The 20,130-nt window shown below is 58.2% G+C and carries 19 protein-coding genes; 2 read left to right on the top strand and 17 right to left on the bottom strand.

The window, feature by feature from the left end:
- Window positions 1-25 precede the first annotated feature (25 nt).
- From holB to yceD, 12 genes are all read right to left on the bottom strand, one after another.
- Window positions 26-973, bottom strand: a complete 948-nt coding sequence (gene holB / locus AB5Y71_RS11150; RefSeq protein WP_368171581.1) for a DNA polymerase III subunit delta' — start codon at window positions 971-973, stop codon at window positions 26-28.
- On the bottom strand, window positions 958-1,599 hold the full coding sequence (gene tmk / locus AB5Y71_RS11145) for a dTMP kinase (RefSeq protein WP_368171580.1): 642 nt from the start codon (window positions 1,597-1,599) through the stop codon (window positions 958-960). Before tmk ends, holB begins: the two co-directional genes overlap by 16 nt.
- Window positions 1,599-2,600, bottom strand: coding sequence for an endolytic transglycosylase MltG (gene mltG / locus AB5Y71_RS11140; RefSeq protein WP_368171579.1), 1,002 nt, complete (start codon window positions 2,598-2,600; stop codon window positions 1,599-1,601). The genes tmk and mltG overlap by 1 nt, the downstream gene beginning before the upstream one ends.
- Window positions 2,590-3,396, bottom strand: a complete 807-nt coding sequence (gene pabC, locus AB5Y71_RS11135; RefSeq protein WP_368171578.1) for an aminodeoxychorismate lyase — start codon at window positions 3,394-3,396, stop codon at window positions 2,590-2,592. Before pabC ends, mltG begins: the two co-directional genes overlap by 11 nt.
- A 68-nt stretch (window positions 3,397-3,464) precedes the next feature.
- On the bottom strand, window positions 3,465-4,706 hold the full coding sequence (fabF, locus tag AB5Y71_RS11130; protein ID WP_368171577.1) for a beta-ketoacyl-ACP synthase II: 1,242 nt from the start codon (window positions 4,704-4,706) through the stop codon (window positions 3,465-3,467).
- Between the two features lie 82 nt (window positions 4,707-4,788).
- Window positions 4,789-5,025: an acyl carrier protein gene (gene acpP, locus AB5Y71_RS11125; protein WP_005300909.1), complete on the bottom strand. Its 237-nt coding sequence runs from the start codon at window positions 5,023-5,025 to the stop codon at window positions 4,789-4,791.
- Between the two features lie 158 nt (window positions 5,026-5,183).
- Window positions 5,184-5,918, bottom strand: coding sequence for a 3-oxoacyl-ACP reductase FabG (fabG, locus tag AB5Y71_RS11120; protein WP_005333159.1), 735 nt, complete (start codon window positions 5,916-5,918; stop codon window positions 5,184-5,186).
- 13 nt (window positions 5,919-5,931) lie between these two features.
- Window positions 5,932-6,867, bottom strand: a complete 936-nt coding sequence (gene fabD, locus AB5Y71_RS11115; protein WP_139734943.1) for an ACP S-malonyltransferase — start codon at window positions 6,865-6,867, stop codon at window positions 5,932-5,934.
- Window positions 6,868-6,938: 71 nt separating this feature from the next.
- Window positions 6,939-7,898 carry a beta-ketoacyl-ACP synthase III gene (locus AB5Y71_RS11110; RefSeq protein ID WP_368171576.1) on the bottom strand — a complete coding sequence of 320 codons (960 nt, stop codon included), beginning with the start codon at window positions 7,896-7,898 and terminating at the stop codon, window positions 6,939-6,941.
- Between the two features lie 7 nt (window positions 7,899-7,905).
- A complete protein-coding gene (gene plsX, locus AB5Y71_RS11105) occupies window positions 7,906-8,925 on the bottom strand; it encodes a phosphate acyltransferase PlsX (RefSeq protein WP_368171575.1) in 1,020 nt (339 codons plus the stop codon).
- A gap of 9 nt (window positions 8,926-8,934) precedes the next feature.
- Window positions 8,935-9,102: a 50S ribosomal protein L32 gene (rpmF, locus tag AB5Y71_RS11100; protein ID WP_005300935.1), complete on the bottom strand. Its 168-nt coding sequence runs from the start codon at window positions 9,100-9,102 to the stop codon at window positions 8,935-8,937.
- A gap of 19 nt (window positions 9,103-9,121) precedes the next feature.
- A complete protein-coding gene (gene yceD, locus AB5Y71_RS11095; protein ID WP_368171574.1) occupies window positions 9,122-9,643 on the bottom strand; it encodes a 23S rRNA accumulation protein YceD in 522 nt (173 codons plus the stop codon).
- A gap of 119 nt (window positions 9,644-9,762) precedes the next feature.
- Here yceD and AB5Y71_RS11090 point away from each other — a divergent pair, with 119 nt between their 5' ends.
- Entirely contained in the window at window positions 9,763-10,344 is a 582-nt protein-coding gene (locus AB5Y71_RS11090; protein ID WP_368171573.1) for a nucleoside triphosphate pyrophosphatase, read from the top strand.
- Between the two features lie 101 nt (window positions 10,345-10,445).
- Here the strand turns inward: AB5Y71_RS11090 and AB5Y71_RS11085 are convergent, their stop codons facing one another.
- Both AB5Y71_RS11085 and rluC read right to left on the bottom strand, forming a co-directional pair.
- Entirely contained in the window at window positions 10,446-11,108 is a 663-nt protein-coding gene (locus AB5Y71_RS11085; protein ID WP_368171572.1) for an HAD-IA family hydrolase, read from the bottom strand.
- Window positions 11,108-12,052 carry a 23S rRNA pseudouridine(955/2504/2580) synthase RluC gene (gene rluC / locus AB5Y71_RS11080; protein WP_368171571.1) on the bottom strand — a complete coding sequence of 315 codons (945 nt, stop codon included), beginning with the start codon at window positions 12,050-12,052 and terminating at the stop codon, window positions 11,108-11,110. The genes AB5Y71_RS11085 and rluC overlap by 1 nt, the downstream gene beginning before the upstream one ends.
- A 413-nt stretch (window positions 12,053-12,465) precedes the next feature.
- Between rluC and rne the strand changes: the two genes are divergently transcribed.
- The gene (gene rne, locus AB5Y71_RS11075) at window positions 12,466-15,543 is read left to right on the top strand and encodes a ribonuclease E (protein WP_368171570.1); all 3,078 of its coding nucleotides are present in this window, start codon (window positions 12,466-12,468) and stop codon (window positions 15,541-15,543) included.
- A gap of 745 nt (window positions 15,544-16,288) precedes the next feature.
- On the opposite strand, the gene fruA is transcribed toward rne, so the two are convergent.
- Genes fruA through fruB form a run of 3 tightly spaced genes read right to left on the bottom strand, consistent with a single transcriptional unit; the run spans window position 16,289 to window position 20,099 of the window.
- Complete coding sequence (fruA, locus tag AB5Y71_RS11070) at window positions 16,289-18,013, bottom strand: PTS fructose transporter subunit IIBC (protein WP_368171569.1); 1,725 nt, start codon at window positions 18,011-18,013, stop codon at window positions 16,289-16,291.
- Entirely contained in the window at window positions 18,010-18,999 is a 990-nt protein-coding gene (gene pfkB / locus AB5Y71_RS11065) for a 1-phosphofructokinase (protein ID WP_368171568.1), read from the bottom strand. Before pfkB ends, fruA begins: the two co-directional genes overlap by 4 nt.
- The gene (gene fruB, locus AB5Y71_RS11060) at window positions 18,999-20,099 is read right to left on the bottom strand and encodes a fused PTS fructose transporter subunit IIA/HPr protein (RefSeq protein ID WP_108612293.1); all 1,101 of its coding nucleotides are present in this window, start codon (window positions 20,097-20,099) and stop codon (window positions 18,999-19,001) included. Before fruB ends, pfkB begins: the two co-directional genes overlap by 1 nt.
- Window positions 20,100-20,130: the final 31 nt, after the last annotated feature.

The following is a 20,130-nucleotide window of genomic DNA, read 5'->3' as shown; positions in this document are numbered from 1 at the left end:
ATAAAACCTTTCTGCTTGTCGGTACTTATAACCAGCGACTGAGCCAGTTCATCAGATGGATGGTGGGATTGGAGAGCTGACCCGGCTGACATGCGGCTTTCAGGGCAACCAGATCTTGTTCTGCCGCCAGCAGTTTTTCGCTAGAGTGCTGCTCCGCCAACCGTTGACTCAAGATGGCCAGATCAGGCATGGCCAGCTGATGGTGACCACATCCGGCCTGGGTTTTCAGGGCATCACACAAGATAAGCTGCAACCAGTGCAACCTGACCTGCGTCTCCTGACCAAGCTGGCTGCACAGTGCCGTCGCCTTGACCGGACTTTGACTCAGGGCGACAAACTGTTCCAGCAATTCACGGCGAGTACCGTCCTGTTGCTGCTCGATATAGTCGAGTACCCGCAGCGGGGCCCCTTGACAGATCCGCACCTGAGCCAACGTGGCCTGATGACCCTGCTCGGCCAACCAGCGTACTGTCTCCCCTTCTGCAGGCAACTGACAGACATGTTTGTGACAGCGACTGAGAATGGTGGGAAGCAACCGGGAAACCTGGGAGGCAATCAGCAACAGCAAGCTGTCGCCGGCCGGCTCTTCCAGGGTTTTCAGCAGGGCATTGGCTGCCGATTCGGTCATCCGTTCCGCATCAGGAATGATCACCACCTTGCCACGGCCGAGCTGGGCAGAGCCCTGCAGCCGGGTGCAGATCTCGCGAATAGCCTCGACCCCGATGGTCTTGCTGTCACGAGTTATGGTGCCGAGATCCGGGTGGTTGCCCTTGTCAAACAGTTGGCAGGAGTGGCACTGACCACACGGTTCTCCGCGATCAGGTTGCTGGCAAAGGTGCAAACGCGCCAACCGCTCGGCCAGCTGCTCCTTGCCAAGACCGGGATCGCCCAGCAACAACCAGGCGTGGCCGAGACGACCGGACTGGGCCGTCTGGCTCAGGGCATGCCAGTCGGGGATCAGCCAGGGATACATAGTGGCTCGTTCGACAGATAGTGATCCAATGCACGCTCGATGGCAGCTTTGACGAGTTCCGGCGTTTGCGCCGCATCGATCACCACAATGGAATCATCCTTGGCGGCCAGTTCGAGATAACGAGTTCGGGTACGCTCGAAGAAGCTCAGTTGCTCCAGTTCAATGCGATCCAGCTCGCCGCGATGGCGGGCGCGCTGCAAGCCAAGGGCAGGATCGATATCGAGATAGAGGGTGAGATCCGGCTTGAAGTTGCCGAGCACCGCCTGCTTGATGGCTCCGATAAGCTGGGCATCGATACCACGGCCACCGCCTTGATAGGCCTGGGAGGAGAGATCGTGGCGATCCCCCACCACCCAGACACCGTCGGCCAGTGCGGGTTTGATGCGTGTCTCCACCAGTTGTACCCGGGAGGCATACATTAGCAGCAGTTCCGCCTCGATGGTGAGGCGTTCGTCGTGCACCTCTTTGACGATGGCCCGCATCCGCTCGGCCAGCGGCGTACCACCCGGCTCGCGGGTGCACTCGATCCGGTTGATGCCGTGGCGCTGCAGATAGTCGGTCACATAACGCACGGCCGAGCTCTTCCCTGCCCCTTCCAATCCTTCGATCACAATAAATTTAGACATTAAGGTTTCTTCAATATGTATTCGCGAACCGCCCGATTGTGCTCATCGAGGGTCTTGGAGAAATAATGGGCACCGCCCCCCTTGGCGACAAAGTAGAGATAGTCGGTCGACTTGGGGTTGAGCGCAGCTTCGATGGAGGCCTTGCCCGGCATGGCAATAGGCGTGGGCGGCAGACCGTCGATCACATAGGTGTTGTAGGGATTCTTGTCGGTCAGATCGCTGCGGCGAATATTGCCATCGTAGCGATCTTTCACCCCGTAAATGACGGTGGGATCGGTTTGCAACTTCATGCCCAGACGCAGTCGATTGACAAACACCGAGGCGATCTGCGCCCGCTCGTCCGGCTGGCCGGTCTCTTTCTCGATGATGGAGGCCATGATCAACGCCTCATAGGGGGTCTTGTAAGGCAGGTTGGCCTGACGTTTCTCCCAGCTCTGCTGCAGGAAAGTCTCCATATCCTGATGGGCACGACGCAGGATCGAGAGATCGCTGGCATGGGTGGTATAGGCGTAGGTTTCCGGCAGGAACCACCCCTCCAGCTTGCCATTCTCGATGCCGAGCTCCTGCGCCAGGTCGGCTTCTGATTGCTCGACGGTCAACCGCTCAAGATATGGGGCGCTGGAGAGCTGCTTCTGCCAATCCTCGAAACGGGAACCTTCGACGAAGGTGAGGCTGAAGTGAAACTCCTTGCCCGATGCGAACAGAGAGAGGGTTTCCTTGAGAGGGGTCCCTTCCTTGATTTCATAGGTGCCCGATTTGATGGCCACCAGTTCGGGATGGCTGCGCAGCCAGAGCCGCACCGCCCAGGGGCTGGCTTCCCCCTCCCCCAGTTCGGCAATGAGGCGCGCCGCATGGGCGCCCTTCTCCACCGTAAAGAGCCGGGTCGGCCCCTTGTTGGTGAGCGTTTCTACCTGTTGCCATTTGTAATGTACATAGCCCCCGGCAGCGGCTACCGTCAGTGCCGCCCCCGCGAGCAGGGTGTAAAGCCGATTAAACTTCAATGACCAAACGCTCCTGTAAACGGCGACTCAATACCGCTGGGGGATAATGGATATCCTCGATGCCATTGACCGGCACGACCCCCATCAGGGTATTGGTGAGCCACACCTCTTCAGCCTGCCATAGTGACTCCAGCGGAGCCTCTACCACACGCAACTCAATACTCATCTGTTTCAACATCGCCATCACCTGGCGGCGCATGATGCCATCGACACCACCGCGGGCGAGATCGGGCGTAAACACCGTCTTGCCCCGACGCCAAAACAGATTGGCACTGACCCCTTCAATGAGAAAACTGCGACTGTTAAGTACTATCCCTTCGACTGCATTTCGGCTGACAAGTTCGCTTTTCAGCAATACCTGCTCCAGACGATTCAAGGTTTTAAGCCCGGCCAGCATGGGGGCATCGCCGATCCGCTGGCGGCACACCACCATCTCGATCCCCTCCTGTTGCCACTGTCCATAGTGAGTGGGAAATGGCGCCAGAGTGACAATCCGGGTTGTGTGCTGACATCCGCTGCCATCATAGCCTCGCCCCCCCTCGCCGCGGGTCAGGATCACCTTGGCCACGCATTGTGGCTGGTCGGCCACCATCTCTTCAACCTCCCGGGTCAAGAGAGCCCAGTCCGGCTCAACCAATCCCAGCCGGTTGTTGGCCAGCTGCAACCGTGCCAGATGGGCAGGCCACTGCAACACGCGACCCTCCCTGACCGCCATGGTGGTGAAATGACCGTCACCATAGGCCAGCCCCCGATCATGGGCCGAGATGGTATCAAGCTTCATTCCATTGATAAGCAAAGGGATCCCTCCGATAAAAAAGGCCCGATACCGGCAGTATCGGGCCTGTGTCTTTGCCCTGCGGCAAATTATACGCGTTTGAAGATCAGTGAGCCATTGGTGCCGCCAAAACCAAACGAGTTGGAAAGGGCGTACTCGAAGCTACCTGGCTTGGCCACATGGGGTACCAGATCCAGATCGCACTCATCATCCGGGTTGTCCAGGTTGATGGTGGGCGGAGCCACCTGATCACGCAGGGCCAACACAGTGATGATCGCCTCGATGGCACCGGCGGCGCCCAACAGGTGACCGGTCATGGACTTGGTGGAGCTGACCATCAGAGATTTGGCGTGCTCACCAAACACCGACTTCATGCCACGCAGCTCGGCCACATCACCCAGCGGTGTGGAGGTGCCGTGCGCGTTGATATAACCAATCTGCTCGGGGGCAATGCCGGCATCCTTGATGGCATTTTTCATGGCGCGAGCGCCACCGTTGCCATCAGCAGGAGGCGCAGTCATGTGGTACGCGTCACCGCTCATGCCAAAACCGACCAGCTCGGCGTAGATCTTGGCGCCACGGGCCTTGGCGTGTTCGTACTCTTCCAGCACCAGTACACCGGCACCGTCACCCAGCACGAAACCATCGCGATCTTTATCCCACGGACGGCTCGCTTTTTGCGGCTCGTCGTTGCGGTTGGAGAGTGCCTTGGCGGCAGCGAAGCCACCCATCCCCATCGCGGTGGAGGCTTTCTCGGCACCGCCGGCGACCATCACGTCGGCATCACCGTAAGCGATCATCCGGCCAGCCATGCCGATGGCATGGGTACCCGTGGTACAGGCGGTGGTCACGGCGATGTTCGGCCCTTGCAGACCTTTCATGATGGAGAGATGACCGGACACCATATTGATGATGGTGGACGGAACGAAGAAGGGACTGATCTTGCGCGGGCCGCCGTTGACCAAGCTTTCGTGGTTCTGTTCAATCAGACCCAGACCGCCGATACCGGAGCCAATCGCCACGCCGACACGTTCGGCATTCTCTTCATTGATGGTCAGGCTGGAATCATCCAGCGCCTGCATACCGGCCGCGATGCCGTATTGAATGAAGAGATCCATCTTACGAGCGTCTTTACGGTTGATACCGTACTGCTCGGGATCAAAATCCTTCACCAGACCTGCGAAGCGGGTTGCAAACTCGCTGGCATCAAAGTGTTCGATAAGGGAAATGCCGCTCTGCCCGTTGAGCAGTGCTTGCCAGCTGGATTCGGCAGTGTTACCCACCGGGGAAAGCATCCCCAAGCCGGTCACCACGACTCTGCGTTTTGACACTGAGGTAGTCTCCGAGAGGTGTTTTGAAAAGGAACAAATACAAAAGAAGCGGCCCTTGGGCCGCTTCTTTCAGAACAGGAACTTATTCCTGATTAGCGGTGATGTAGTCGATAGCCGCTTGAACAGTGGTGATCTTCTCGGCTTCTTCATCAGGAATTTCGGTATCGAATTCTTCTTCCAGCGCCATTACCAGTTCAACGGTATCCAAAGAGTCAGCGCCCAGGTCGTCGACGAAGGAGGCAGCGTTCTTAACGTCTTCCTCTTTAACACCCAGTTGTTCGATGATGATTTTCTTTACGCGTTCTTCGATGTTGCTCATGACCTGAATTTTCCTTTAAAAATACGCTATTTGCGTCTGGTTGGGGTAGTTTATTCAATTGACGTGAGTTTGCAAGTAGCTTGCCGCTGGTCAAACCACGAAATGTGCCAAACTTCGGCGTACTATCGCAAATTTGAACAGATCTTACGACAAATTGATTACACCATGTACATCCCGCCATTAACATGCAGGGTTTCGCCGGTGATATAGGCTGCTTCATCAGAAGCCAAGAATACCACAGCTGCGGCAATTTCTTTTGGATCACCCAAACGGGCGGCAGGCACCTGACTCATGATGCCGGCACGTTGATCGTCATTCAGGGCACGGGTCATGTCGGTTTCGATGAAACCGGGGGCAACCGCGTTCACTGTGATACCACGGGATGCCACTTCCCGCGCCAACGATTTGGTAAAACCAACCAGACCGGCCTTGGCGGCAGCATAGTTGACCTGACCGGCATTGCCCATGGTTCCCACCACGGAGCCAATGCTGATGATGCGACCGTGACGTTTCTTCATCATGGCACGCAACACCGGTTTGCTCAGACGGTAAAGCGAGGTCAGATTGGTATCGATGATCTCGTTCCACTCGTCATCTTTCATCCGCATCAACAGGTTGTCTCGGGTGATCCCCGCGTTGTTGATCAGGATGTCGATGTCGCCAAAGCGCGCCTTGATGGCGGCGAAGACGGCTTCGATGGATTCCTGGCTGGTCACGTTCAGTGCCATGCCGCAACCATTCTCGCCCAGATAGGCGCTGATCGCCTCGGCACCGCTCTCGCTGGTCGCCGTACCGACCACTTTCGCGCCACGGGCCACGAATGTTTCGGCAATCGCACGGCCGATGCCACGACTGGCACCGGTCACTAACACAACCTTATCGGTAAAGCTCATCACTTGCTCCTGTTTACTTGATCTGGGCCAGCGCCTGCTCGAAAGAGGCCGCATCGTTGGCGTGAATACCTTCCACGCGCTTGTCGATACGCTTGGCGAGCCCGGTCAACACTTTGCCCGGTCCCATCTCGATCTCGAGGGTAACCCCCTCGTTGGCCATCTGCTCGACAGTCTCGGTCCAACGAACTGGGCTGAACAGCTGACGTACCAGCGCTTGCTTGATGGCGGCCGGATCCTGTTCACAGGATACGTCGACATTATTGATGACCGCGATGGTTGGAACCTTGATCTCGATCCCGTCCAGCGCAGCTGCCAGTTTTTCTGCGGCAGGTTTCATCAGCGCGCAGTGAGACGGTACGGAGACCGGCAGCGGCAGCGCACGCTTGGCGCCCGACTCTTTCATCAGCACGTTGGCACGCTCAACGGCCTCTTTGTGACCGGCGATAACCACTTGGCCCGGGGAGTTGAAGTTGACCGGAGAGACCACCTGCCCTTGTGCCGCTTTTTCGCAGTTGGCTGCGATGGATTCGTTATCCAGACCGATGATAGCCGCCATGGCCCCGGTGCCTTCCGGTACCGCTTCTTGCATGGCCAGACCACGCAGCTCAACCAGTTTGACCGCATCGGCAAAATCGAGTGCGCCGCTGCAAACCAGCGCGGAATACTCACCCAGGCTATGACCCGCCATGACGACAGGGGTTGCCCCACCCAGCTGTTGCCACAGGCGCCACAGGGCGACAGAGGCAGTCAGCAGTGCAGGCTGGGTGCGCCAGGTTTTGTTCAGATCTTCAACCGGACCATCCATCACCAGGGCAAAAAGGTCATAACCCAGCACCTGACTCGCCTCAGCGAAGGTCTCCTTGATCACGGCATGTTGTTCGGCCAGCTCGGCCAGCATGCCTACGGACTGGGAACCTTGTCCCGGGAAGGCAATGGCAAATTGGGTCATCATTGATTCCTTTTAGATAAGACAAAAATGAAATCGGTGACGGGATGATGGGCGCACCATCCCGCCGAAGATCAGAGGCGAACCAGCGCCGAGCCCCAGGCAAAACCGCCGCCAAAGGCTTCCAGCAGTACCAGCTGACCCGGTTTGATCCGGCCATCCCGCACCCCTTCGTCGAAAGCGACCGGAACGGAAGCGGCAGAGGTATTGCCGTGCTTGTCGAGGGTCAGCACCACTTTATCGAGGCTCATACCCAACTTCTTGGCGGTGGCGCTGATGATGCGGAAGTTGGCCTGATGCGGCACCAGCCAATCCAGCTCGCTCGGTTCAATACCAGCAGCGGCCAACGTTTCAGTTACGATCTCGCTCAGACGGGTGACAGCGACCTTGAAGACATCGTTGCCCTTCATATACATGTAGGCTTCGAGCTCGGCACCCGGCATGCCGCGACGGGGATGAGGCAGCTTGAGCAGTTCGCCATAACGGCCATCGGCATGAAGATGGGTAGAGAGGATACCCGGCGTCTCGCTGGCACCGACAATCACAGCCCCAGCCCCATCACCAAACAGGATGATGGTGCCGCGATCTTGTGGATCGCACATGCGGGAGAGTACATCGGCCCCGACGACCAGCACATGGCGGGCGGCACCGGATTTGACGAACTGATCGGCAATGGAGAGCGCATAAGTGAAGCCTGCGCAGGCAGCTGCCACGTCAAAGGCAGGGATGCCCGGTACGCCGAGCAGCCCCTGCAGCTCGCAGGCGGCAGCCGGGAAGGCATTTTCAGCACTGGTAGTGGCCAGCACTATCATATCGAGATCGGCAGCGGTCAAACCGGCTGCATCCAGGGCGCGCAGGGCGGCCTGGTAAGAGAGGGTGGCAACGGTCTCGTCAGCCCCGGCAATACGGCGCTCACGGATACCGGTGCGTTCCACGATCCACTTATCACTGGTCTCAACCATCTGCTCGAGATCGGCGTTGGTACGCACTGAACTCGGCAGGTAGCTGCCAGTACCCAGAATTTTGCTATGCATAGAGTTCTTATAGATCCCTGTCAGAGAAGACAGCTTCAAGGCGATCTGCTATTTGCAGTGGAAGTTGATGTTTGGCCTCTTGTGCGGCCAGCAGGATCGCATTACACAGAGCGCGCCGTTCGGCCCGCCCATGACTTTTTACCACAATGCCGCGCAATCCTAACAGACTTGCCCCGTTATACTGGTCGGGGTTCAGGTAAGAAAAACGCCGTTTGAACATAAATCCGGCGATCCGGCCAAGAAAAGTGCGTTTCTTGCGGGGATATCCGGCCAGCTGGGCCATCATCCGCACCACCCCTTCTGCCGTTTTGAGGGCGACATTGCCGACAAAACCGTCGCAGACGATCACGTCGCTGTCGCCGCTGAAGATGCGATCCCCTTCGACGAACCCGACATAATTGAGCGCGTGGCACTGACGCAACAATTCGGCGCTGTGGCGCACCAGATCGTTGCCCTTGATCTCCTCCTCGCCGATGTTGAGCAAGGCAACACGGGGGGATGCAATGCCTTCTACCTTTTCGGCCACGACAGAGCCCATCACCGCAAACTGAAGCAAGGTATCCGCATCGCAACTGACGTTGGCGCCAAGATCCAGCATCACCGTGCGTTTGCCACTCAATGTTGGCAACGCCTTGATGAGGGCGGGTCTATCTACCCCGGGCAGGGATTTGAGCACGCACTTGGCCATCGCCATCAACGCACCGGTATTGCCGGCACTGACGCAAGCATCGGCCGCACCGGCTTTCACCAGATTGAGTACCACCCGCATGGAGGAGTCTTTCAGAGTACGCAGCGCCACGATCGGTTTATCGCCCATGCCAACCACTTGGGATGCATGTACGAAACGAACGCGGGGATGATTCAGCAAGCCATGTTGCTGCAGCAGAGAGGAGGTCTGGTGTTGGTCACCGACCAGGATCAGTTTTAGCTGGGGTAAAAGAGACAGTGCCTGCACGGCGGCAGGCACTGTTTCCGAGGGGCCAATATCTCCCCCCATGATGTCTAGCGCGACAGTTTGCGTAGACAAAGGCAATCCTTAAGCGATTACCTTTTTACCGCGGTAGAAACCATCGGCAGTCACGTGGTGACGACGATGAATTTCGCCACTGGTCTGATCAACAGTCAGGGCAGCGGTGGTCAGCGCATCGTGGGAACGACGCATGCCACGCTTGGCACGGGTTTTACGGTTCTGTTGTACGGCCATTGTAGGCTAACTCCTAAATTCACTTACGTTTAAGCTCTTCAAGAACTGCAAAGGGATTCGGCCGCTCATCAGCAGGCTCGATTTCACCCCAGGTCATCTCCATGTTTCCTCTCGGGCATGCATCCAGAGAATGCATTGCAACTTGAGGCAACGAGAGGATGAGTTCATCCTCCAGGATTTGATGAAGGTCTATCTCGCCGTTTTCGTCCAACTCAATGGGCTCATAAGCTTCCGGCAGTTCTTCCTCGTTTGTTCTTTCGAACAGCGGAGTGTAGATAAATTCAGCTTCACAGAGGTGTTCGAATGTCTCTCCGCAACGTTGGCAAACCAGGTCAACCTTGGCATGGGCAGTGCCTTTCATAACGGTCAACTTCTGGACATCTTTGCCAAAGTGCAGTGATACCTCGATATCATTCTGCAAGCCAGCGGTTGATTCCTCCAGCCTGGGCATCTGCGACTTTTCCACTATCCCGATGTAATCGAGCAGCTTCAAGGCACTACGGACTGGATCAACCTTAACGGGCAACTTCACCTTTTGCATAGGGCGCGAATAATATAGGTCCAACAACTGATAGTCAAAGGAAAAAGTCCTTACCGCCGATGATTTTAACGTCACAAGTCCCTAGAATGCCGGTACCTGCTTTCATCGGTAACTCGATTATGCCACAGAATCTGATCCTCGCCTCAACTTCTCGCTATCGCAAAGCCCTGCTGGAGAAGCTCGGACTCCCCTTTGAATGTGCCGCCCCCGATGTGGATGAGCAACCACTGGCTGGCGAATCCGCCGAGGCGCTGGTGGCCAGACTGGCTCGTGCCAAGGCTGATGCCATCGCAGGGCAACGTGATCACGGCTTGATCATCGGCTCTGATCAGGTGTGTATCTGTGATGGGTACATCCTCGGCAAACCGGGCACCATCGACAATGCCATCGCCCAGCTGATGGCGGCTCAAGGTCGCAGCGTCACCTTTTACACCGGGCTGTGCGTACTTAACGCTGCAACCAATGAGATTCATCAATTGATTGAACCGTTTACGGTCCACTTTCGCGATCTCGACGAATCCGCCATTCGCCGCTATGTAGAGGCTGAACTGCCCCTCGATTGTGCGGGCAGTTTCAAATGCGAAGGGATGGGGATCGTGCTGTTCAAGGGGCTGGAGGGGCGCGATCCTAACGCCTTGATCGGTCTGCCACTGATCGGCCTGATCGAACTGCTGGAGCGCCACGGTATTGCCCTGCCCTGAGTGCGGACGAATAGATAAGCTAGACACGAGAATATAAAAAGCCCAGTCAATAGACCGGGCTTCTGTTATCAATCAGATCGATGTCTCTTAAAGAGAGGCGTCTATAACAGCCCGCGAAGAGCCGTCATGGAGTCCACCACCGCCACAGGTCCGTGACGACTGAGGGCATCGCGGCTATCCACCCCCCAGGTGACACCAATACGCGGCATGGCGATCGCCTCGGCCATCGCCATATCGTGAACAGAGTCGCCGATCATTACCGCCTGCCGGGGTGACAGCCCCAGCTCGTCCAGGATCTGCTCAAGCATCAGCGGATCAGGCTTGGAGCGAGCCTCATCGGCCCCGCGACTGGTTACAAACAACGGACGCAGTCCGGTCTCGTCCAATACCCGATCCAGCCCACGGCGTGATTTGCCGGTAGCGACGGCCAGTTGCAGCCCTCGTGACTGCCAGTCATGCAGCAACTCCCCTGCCTCGGCAAACAACGGGCTGGGGGTGGTGTCGTGCAGATAGTGATGACGATAGCGATCGATGAGCATGGCAATCTGGCGCTCATCAATGGCGGTGCCACTGTCGCTACGTAAAGGGAACAGGCGGGACATGGCAACATCGAGGCTCAACCCGATGATCTGCCGGATCTGGGACGGTGCAGGTACCGCCAGCTCACAATCTCTGGCGGCACCCTGCACACAGGCCACAATCCGGCCCACCGAATCCATCAGGGTACCGTCCCAATCGAAAATGGCGAGCCGGATATCCTGCATCAGCGTGGCAAGGCGTTGAGGAAGTTGTCGAGTTCAGGTGCCAGCGGTGCTTCTACCTGCATCTCGCGACCATCGGCCGGATGGGTGAAGCTGAGCTTCCAGGCATGCAAAAAGAGCCGTTTCAGCCCTTGGCTGCGCATTTTCTCGTCAAACGCCGCTTCACCGTACTTATCGTCACAGGCGATCGGGTGACCTGCATGCAGGGTGTGCACCCGGATCTGGTGAGTACGACCGGTGATGGGGCTGCACTCGACCAGGGTCGCTTCGGCAAATTGACGCACGATACGGAACCGGGTTTCCGATGGCTTGCCATCGGCGCTGACCCGTACTACCCGTTCGCCAGACTGCAGGTCGTTTTTGCGCAGAGGTGCATTGACCACCTTGACGTGAGCCTGCCATTTGCCACGAACCAGCGCCAGATACTGCTTGCGCATGGTCTTGACGCGCAACTGCTCATGCAGGCTACGCAGGGCGCTGCGTTTTTTAGCAACCAGCAGTACGCCAGAGGTATCACGGTCGAGACGGTGAACCAGTTCGAGGAAACGGGCTTCTGGACGCAGGGCGCGCAACCCCTCGATAACGCCAAAACTCAGGCCGCTGCCACCGTGTACGGCCATGCCGGAGGGCTTGTTCAGCACGATCATGGCATCGTCTTCGAACAGGATCTGGCTCTCCAGACGCTGGATAACCCCGAGGTTTGCCGAAGGCAGCTCATTCTTCTCGGCAACCCGCACGGGGGGCACCCTCACCTCGTCACCTGCGCAGAGTTTGTACTCCGGTTTGATGCGCTTTTTGTTTACTCGCACTTCGCCTTTACGAAGGATGCGATAGATCAGGCTCTTGGGGACGCCCTTTAGCTGAGTCTTGAGAAAATTGTCGATGCGCTGCCCGTCATGCTCAGCTTCGATGGTGAGCAGCTGCACTTGTTGTTGTATCTGTGTCATGGCGCGGATTTTAACACTGCCAGCGCCCCTTGGCTGCATAGTTTGTTGAAAAATGGCGCCTTGCTATAAAAGAGGTTTAAATGGGATAATAAACAAGGTTTTGTCATTGTGTTCAAGCCTTGTACTAAGTGGCCAAAAAGTATGCCACCCAATCCCGAAACACCGTGTATACAAGAACATGACGGTTCCCGGGTGCGAGGTACAACGCATGGAGAACACAAACATCACCGTTTATTTGTCTCCATTTCGGCATCCTTATTCATTCCTTCTCGAGAAGTGATGACCAGAACGCCCTTAGTTTGCGCCTCATGCATACCCCAACCGGGAGGTTGCCCCAGTATGCTGAAGACCCGAGGCCGGCGCTGGCAGGACCCAGATGGAGGAAATCAAAATGACACAATAATGAGAACTCAATGAAAAGAATGCTTATCAACGCAACTCAAGAAGAGGAGTTGCGCGTAGCGCTGGTTGACGGACAACAGCTCTACGATTTGGATATTGAAAGTCCGGGACACGAGCAGAAGAAAGCGAACATTTACAAGGGTAAAATCACCCGCGTAGAACCCAGCCTTGAAGCTGCTTTTGTCGACTACGGCGCCGAGCGCCACGGTTTCCTGCCGTTGAAGGAGATCGCCCGCAATTACTTCCCCTCCGGTTACTCCTATCAGGGTCGTCCCAACATCAAAGAAGTGGTCCGCGAAGGTCAGGAAGTTATCGTCCAGATCGACAAGGAAGAGCGTGGCACCAAGGGTGCAGCCCTCACCACCTTTATCAGCCTGGCAGGTAGCTACCTGGTACTGATGCCCAACAACCCCCGTGCCGGTGGTATCTCCCGCCGTATCGAGGGTGATGAGCGGACTGAACTGAAAGAAGCCCTGAGCGGATTGACCGTGCCGGAAGGCATGGGCCTGATCGTACGTACCGCCGGTGTGGGCAAGTCTCCGGAAGAGCTGGAATGGGATCTGAACGTTCTGCTCAACCACTGGGACTCCATCCACAAAGCCTCCCAGGAGCGCGCCGCGCCGGTACTGATCCATCAGGAAAGCAACGTCATCGTGCGTGCCATCCGTGACTATCTGCGTCGCGATGTGGGCGAGATCCTGATCGACAATCCGGTGATTTTCGAACGCGCCAAGGCCCATATCGAGCTGGTGCGTCCGGATTTCCTCAACCGTGTGAAGCTGTACAAGGGTGAAGTTGCCCTGTTCAACCACTTCCAGATTGAGAGCCAGATAGAATCAGCCTTCCAGCGTGAAGTGCGCCTCCCCTCCGGCGGCAGTATCGTTATCGATCCGACCGAAGCGCTGACCTCCATCGATATCAACTCCTCCCGCGCCACCAAGGGCGGCGATATCGAAGAGACTGCGCTGCAAACCAACCTGGAAGCGGCCGACGAAATTGCCCGTCAATTGCGTCTGCGCGACTTGGGTGGCCTGATCGTAATCGACTTCATCGACATGACCCCGGTTCGCCATCAGCGCGAAGTGGAAAACCGTCTGCGTGAAGCGGTGCATCAGGATCGTGCCCGCATCCAGCTTGGCCGGATCTCCCGTTTCGGTCTGTTGGAGATGTCTCGCCAGCGTCTGCGCCCCTCCCTCAACGAGTCCAGCAGCCATATCTGCCCCCGTTGCCAGGGTCAAGGCGTGATCCGTGACAACGAATCCCTCGCCCTGTCCATCCTGCGTCTCATCGAAGAAGAGGCCATGAAGGACAATACCGAGCAGGTTCACGGCCAGGTGCCGGTGGATGTTGCCGCCTATCTGCTTAACGAGAAGCGTGCCGCCATCGCCAGTCTGGAACAGCGCAATGATGTGCGTGTTTACATCATTCCGAACCAGCATCTGGAAACCCCGCACTACGAAGTGACTCGTATTCGTCAGAACGAGATCCCGGAAGCGGCCAGCTATGAGCTGAAAACCGAGATTGCCAAGCCGGTCTACCAGCCGAAGCAAGCTCAGGTGATCGAGCGTGAGCAACCGCTGCTGCAAGGCTTTGCCCAGCCGACTCAACCCGCGCCAGTTGCAGCACAGCAGCAGACAGCCCCGGCCGTTGCCGCTGCACCTGCCGAAGCAGGTTTCTTCAGCAAACTGATCAAAGGCATTACCGGCCTGTTCAGCAGTGATGCAGCGCCTGCCGACGTGAAAGCACCCGCAGAGAAACCTGCAGCTCGTGAAGCACGCAAGGATGAAGGTCAGCGTCATCAGCGCGAAGAAGGTCGTGGCCGTGGTCAGCGTCCTCGTCGTGACGACAATCGTGGCAACCGCAACAATGCGGAAGCTGGCGAGAAGCGTGAAGGTGGCAACCGCGAAGCCGGTGAAAACCGCAATCGCCGTCCACGCAAAGAGCGCGAGCCTCGTCAGGAGCGTGAAGCTCGTGGCGAAGTGCGCAGCGAACAGCGCATGGAACGTGAACCCCGTCAGGAGCGCGAGCCTCGCGAACCGCGCCAGGAACGTGCGCCACGTCCGGCCCGTGAACCTCGTGCTCCGCGTGAGCCGCGCGCCGAAGTCGTTGTTGAAGCGGTAGACGCCGTTGATGCAACTGCCGTCCAGCCACGTCAGGAAAAAGAGCAGAAAGTAGCCGAGCGCCGCGAACGTCGCCAACTGCGCAAGCAGATCCGCGTCGATGTCGCCGCCGCTGACACCCCTGCCCTGCCGGTTGACGAAGTACCAGCGCAAGCTGAAGTGATCGATGCCACCGTGGGTAACGAGCAGGAAGAGCAGAGTGAAGGCCAGCGCCGTTCACGCCGCACTCCGCGCAGCCAGCGTATCGAAGGTCAGCGCCGCAAGCGCATCAACGAAGATGCCCGCAGCCAGCGTGACGAAGAACAGCAAGATACCACCACTCTGACCACCGCAGCCCAGGCAGATATTGCCAAAGCGCAGGTTGAAGAGCCGGTAGTGCCTGTTGTTACCATCCCGAGCGCTGAAGCCGTCGCTGCTGCCCTGCAAGCCTCTGCGGCACTGACCGAGCATGTGGTTGTCGAAGCCGTTGCTGAAGAAGCTGCCGAGCAGGCTGCTGCCCAGGTCGAAGCAACTCAAGTCGATGTGATCGCTAGCCCGGTTGTTGCAGCTGTCGCAGAAGTCGTGGTTGCTGCAGAGCCAGAAGTTGCCGTTGTCGCCGCTCCGGCTGTCGACGTGGCTGCCGCTACCGTGGTTGAAGAAGCCCCTGCAGTCAACACTCCTGTCGTGGAAGCTGAACCGGCTGCAGTCGAAATGCCAGTTGCTGTTGTCGAAACACCTGCACCTGTCGCTGCCGTTGCGGTGGAAGAGACTCCGGTCGTTACCAAACAGGTAGCTCACGGTGCTGGCCTGCTGGCTCGTGCCCGCAAAGCATCCGCCCCGATGGCAACCCCTGCCGAAGCCCCTGCCCTGCCCGCTCGTGAGCCGGTTAACTACCCGCCGCTGGTACGCAACGAAGTGAGCACATCAGGTCGTCATGGTGGCAGCACTGCCGCCGTCAACGTGGCCACCTGCCCGGCCGGTCGCCCCTAAGCAACCCGGGTTGACCCCCTAAACAAAAGCCACACCAACCGGTGTGGCTTTTTTATTTCTCTTTTCCCCTGTGCACTCACAGACACATTAATACCCATGCTCTGCAAAGCCGCTTTGTCTGTTATCTCTCTATCATTGAACACTGCGTTAACTCATGTTTACTTTTTCACGTAACAGAGAAAGCCAGTTTTTCAGCATTTATGTTCAGCATGAGGCCAACTGATTTTGTCTGTTTAAAATCTTGTTTGTTGGCATACAAAAAGTTGTATAGATGACGGTCTGCAATGGGCTGGTGTGGGGTTCAAGATTCATTTGATATGGAACCCTCTGGTTCAATGCATACTTGCCAACCAGGGCATTCGGTTGTACCGAAACCTGAATCCTCCTTTCGCAGAAATGAGGAGGTTCGACATAAAGCAAACCTGCCTCAGGTCTTGTTTAACTGATGATCAACTCAGGTTGCATCTACACAGATGTACATATAGGTAACTGTCGCTGATACAGATTTGCTTCCCGAAAGCTCGCCAGTTCCCCCCTATCCTAGCGGCAGCACAATCTATACACGGGATATTGGTTACGGCCCTTCCCCACACAATTAAGTGTTGAAACTGAGCCTGACGCTGGCCCTGATACGCGAGACTTCAGTAACCGCTGCTCAACGATTCTGTTTAAAAGGCATATAAAAATGCCGCCCGGCTTTGTAACCGGGCGGCATTGAACATCTTCTGTTATTGAGAACTAACTATCAGGCTGTTGCCAGCTTGGCCTGCTCTTCACCGCGCTTGAGCATGGCGTAGGAGACACCGGTCAGCAGCGAGCCTGCCGCAATCGCCACGATATACATCATGACGTTGCTGATGGCATGCGGGATAAAGAGCACGAACAGACCGCCGTGGGGTGCCATCAGCTCGCAGCCGAACAGCATGGAGAGCGCACCGGTCAGGGCGCCGCCCACCATACAGGCCGGGATAACGCGCATCGGATCCTTGGCGGCAAACGGAATGGCCCCCTCGGAGATAAAGCACAGACCCAGCACGAAGGAGGCTTTGCCCGCTTCCTGCTCCGCCTTGATGAACTTGGTGCGGGCCAGGAAGGTCGCGATCCCCATCCCCAGTGCCGGCACCATACCAGCGGCCATCACCGCAGCCATCGGGGCGTAGGTTTTGGAGGCCAGCAGGCCGACACCGAAGGCGTAGGCCGCCTTGTTGACCGGGCCGCCCATGTCAAAGCACATCATGGCACCGATGATGACACCCAGCAGCACGGCGTTGGCAGAGCCCATGTTGTTGAGGAACTCGGTCATGGCATTCATGATGCCGGCCACCGGGCCACCCACCACGTAGATCATCACCAGGCCGGTAAAGAGGCTGGCAAACAGCGGAATGATCAGGATGGGCTTGAGCGCTTCCAGGGTAGTCGGCAGGCGCACCTTGTCGCTCAGGTACTTGGCGCTGTAACCGGCCAGGAAACCGGCCACGATACCGCCAAGGAAACCGGCGCCCAGCGAGCTTGCCAGCATGCCGCCGATCATGCCGGGAGCGAGACCCGGGCGGTCAGCGATGGAGTAGGCAATGTAACCGGCCAGCACCGGGATCATCAGGGCGAAAGCGGAGCCACCACCGATCTTCATCAGGGCAGCAGCCAGGGTGCCTTCCACCTTGAACGCTTCGATACCGAACACAAACGAGAGCGCAATGATAAGGCCACCCGCCACCACCATCGGCAGCATGAAGGAGACACCGGTCAGCAGGTGCTTGTAGGGGCCGGCTTTTTCCTCTTTCTTGGGCTGGCTGGCACCGCTGTGGCGATAGAGTGTCGCCTCGTTCCACGCCTTGTCGAGCTCGGCGCGGGTTTTCTTCAATGCCGCGCCGGTGCTGGTGCGATATACCGGCTTACCGTCAAAGCGCGCCATGTCCACCTCGATATCGGTGGCGAGGAACACCAGATCGGCAGATGCAATCTCCTCGGCAGTCAGGGCATTCTGGGCACCGACCGAGCCTTGAGTCTCGACGCGGATCTGATAACCCAGCTGTTTGGCCATGGTCTCCAGCGCTTCTGCCGACATAAAGGTGTGGGCCACACCGGTCGGACAGGCGGTCACCGCCACAATGCGCTTGCCAGCGGCGGCGGGTTTAGCTGCTGCGGGAGCGGCTTGATGACGATAGACGCTGGCACCGCTGGTTGCGGCTTCCAGCAAGGCAGCCGGATCCAGCAGGGCGAGAGCCATGCTGCCCTGATAGACTCGCTTGCCATCATAGGCGGCGAGATCCACCGGGGCGCTGGCGACAACCAGCACCAGGTCGGCGGCGGCAATCTGCTCCTTGTTCGGCACCTGACGGGGTTGCACGCTGGAACCGACGTCGAGAGTGAGTTCCCAGCCAGCCAGTTTGGCCTGCTGTTCTATCCGTTTTGCAGCGAGAAAGCTGGTGGCAATGCCCGCCGGGCAAGCCGTAACCAAGATTGCTTTCATTGGGCATCTCCTGAGTTTTTCATTGAGGGGGTATTGCACTGAACCGGTGCCAGCTCATCCAGAGCCTTTACGCGCACCTGCTCAAGTAAAGGGTTGAGCACATTGATATCGTCAAAGCCGACCGCGACCTGACTGACCGCAAAGGCCGAGACGGCGGTGGCCAGCCGCAGAGTCTGCTCCGGCGCCCAGCCCAGGCTCAGACCATGGGCGAGACCTGCCACCAGAGAATCGCCAGCACCCACCGTGCTGACCACCTGCATCCGCGGCGGAATGGCTTGCCAAACGGCATCCGGGTCAAACCAGATGAGGCCATCGGCGCCGTTGGAGATCACCACGTTGGGGATGCCGCTGGCCTGCAGCGCGCGGGCACACTCGGCCTGCTCGCTCAGCGTCTTGATGGGGCGGCCCGCCCATTGGCTCAGCTCCTCCAGATTGGGTTTGACCAGGGTCGGCGCCGCCTTGATCCCTTCGCTTAACGCCGCACCGCTGCAATCGAAGATCACCTGCTTGCCCTTGGCCTTGAGCAGGCGGATCAGATGGGCGCAGTAATCGGGGGCCACCCCTTTGGGCAGGCTGCCCGCCAGCACGAACCACTCGGCGTGAGGTGCCAATTGGTCGATGGCCTGCTCCAGCGCGCTCACTTCCCCTTGCTGGATGGTGAGCCCCGGCAAGTTGAGATCGGTGACCCGACCGGACTGCTCGGAAATCTTGACGTTGATGCGGGTGCTGCCCGCGACACGGACAAAGTGATCATCCAGCGCACGCTCTGCAAACAGGGAGACAAAGCTCTGCTCATTGTCAGCGCCCAGCCAGCCGGTGACGCCCACCTCACGACCCAAGTCCTTGAGCACCATGGCGACGTTGATCCCTTTGCCCGCCGCACGCAGGTTGGCCTCACTCACCAGATTGACCTCGCCCAGGCTCATTGCCTCAAGGCGAGTAGTGAGATCAAGGGCAGGGTTAAGGGTAATGGTGACAATCTTCATCAATGCGCCCCCTCGCCGAGACCAGCGGCAATGGCCTCACCGATCCCCTTGAGAGCCGCTTCGGCATCTGCCCCTTCGGCGCGAAATGCCAGACGGTGACCGCACTTGACCCCAAGGCCGATCACCTTCATCAGGCTCTTGGCGGAAACCGCTTCGCCGCTGCCATCCAGATTGGCCACCCGGATGTCGGATGCAAACTCTTTGGCCACCTTGACCAGCATGGCGCCGGGACGGGCATGCAGGCCGTGGGGGTTGATGATGGTGAAGGTTTCGGAAAGACCGCTCGCGGGGCCCGCTTGCAGCATGGCCAGTCCCTCGCCGCCCGCCAGCGTCGCCAGCTGACCGGCAGCCGCCAGTTTGGCCAGATTCTCCAGCTGCGGCAGATGGCCGCTATCTGCGGCGCACAGCAGCAGCATGGCGCTGACCGGCAGCTCCTCTGCCGTGAGGGCGCTACTCGGGGTGGCCAGCACCCACCCGGTCTGAGCCGCTTGCGCCCGGGCCAGCCAGATGCCCTCGCCCAGATAGGCAGGTTCGCTTGCCAGCAGGGCGCTCACCATGGCGGCATCGCCCCAACCGGCGGACTTGGCGCGGGCAGCGGCGCCCAGCAGCAGCTGGTCGCGATCATCGGCCGGGAAGTCGGCCAGGGTCAGGTATTGCACCTCTTTGGCGGCAGTGGCGCCGGTCAGGATATTGATGATGGTGTCGGCATCGGTGGCCTCTTTGAGCTGGGCTGCCGCCTGCTCGTCACCCAGCACATGGGTGAGCTGGCGCAAGATGCCCAGATGCTCGTCTGACTTGGCGGCGATGCCGATGGCGACATAGGCGATCTGCCCCTCATCCCACTCGATACCATTGGGGAACTGGGCCACCATGACGCCTGTGCTCTTCACCAGATGACGGGTATCGGTGGTGCCGTGGGGAATGGCGATGCCGCTGCCAAGATAGGTGGCATGCTGCGCTTCACGAGCCAGCATCCCATCCACATAGCCCGCTTCCACCAGACCGGCTTCGGTCAGTTTGCCTGCCAGCAGGGCAATGGCGTCCGACTTGGTTGCCACCGACTGTCCCAGCAAGATCTGCTCTCGCGCCAACTTCAACATAGAGACTCTCCATCAGGTTCCGGCCGCGCCG

Origin of the sequence: Aeromonas sp. R9-2, assembly GCF_040908025.1 — a bacterium.
Taxonomy (GTDB): domain Bacteria; phylum Pseudomonadota; class Gammaproteobacteria; order Enterobacterales; family Aeromonadaceae; genus Aeromonas; species Aeromonas veronii.
Note: the sequence above shows the minus strand (reverse complement) of the source record. Positions and strands in the feature narration are given on the sequence as shown.

Coding starts and splice junctions, on each gene's coding strand:
- holB (WP_368171581.1), bottom strand. CDS start 973: ATGTATCCCTGGCTGATCCCCGACTGGCATGCCCTGAGCCAGACGGCC.
- tmk (WP_368171580.1), bottom strand. CDS start 1,599: ATGTCTAAATTTATTGTGATCGAAGGATTGGAAGGGGCAGGGAAGAGC.
- acpP (WP_005300909.1), bottom strand. CDS start 5,025: ATGAGCAACATCGAAGAACGCGTAAAGAAAATCATCATCGAACAACTG.
- fabG (WP_005333159.1), bottom strand. CDS start 5,918: ATGAGCTTTACCGATAAGGTTGTGTTAGTGACCGGTGCCAGTCGTGGC.
- fabD (WP_139734943.1), bottom strand. CDS start 6,867: ATGACCCAATTTGCCATTGCCTTCCCGGGACAAGGTTCCCAGTCCGTA.
- AB5Y71_RS11110 (WP_368171576.1), bottom strand. CDS start 7,898: ATGCATAGCAAAATTCTGGGTACTGGCAGCTACCTGCCGAGTTCAGTG.
- rpmF (WP_005300935.1), bottom strand. CDS start 9,102: ATGGCCGTACAACAGAACCGTAAAACCCGTGCCAAGCGTGGCATGCGT.
- yceD (WP_368171574.1), bottom strand. CDS start 9,643: ATGCAAAAGGTGAAGTTGCCCGTTAAGGTTGATCCAGTCCGTAGTGCC.
- AB5Y71_RS11090 (WP_368171573.1), top strand. CDS start 9,763: ATGCCACAGAATCTGATCCTCGCCTCAACTTCTCGCTATCGCAAAGCC.
- AB5Y71_RS11085 (WP_368171572.1), bottom strand. CDS start 11,108: ATGCAGGATATCCGGCTCGCCATTTTCGATTGGGACGGTACCCTGATG.
- rluC (WP_368171571.1), bottom strand. CDS start 12,052: ATGACACAGATACAACAACAAGTGCAGCTGCTCACCATCGAAGCTGAG.
- rne (WP_368171570.1), top strand. CDS start 12,466: ATGAAAAGAATGCTTATCAACGCAACTCAAGAAGAGGAGTTGCGCGTA.
- fruA (WP_368171569.1), bottom strand. CDS start 18,013: ATGAAAGCAATCTTGGTTACGGCTTGCCCGGCGGGCATTGCCACCAGC.
- pfkB (WP_368171568.1), bottom strand. CDS start 18,999: ATGAAGATTGTCACCATTACCCTTAACCCTGCCCTTGATCTCACTACT.
- fruB (WP_108612293.1), bottom strand. CDS start 20,099: ATGTTGAAGTTGGCGCGAGAGCAGATCTTGCTGGGACAGTCGGTGGCA.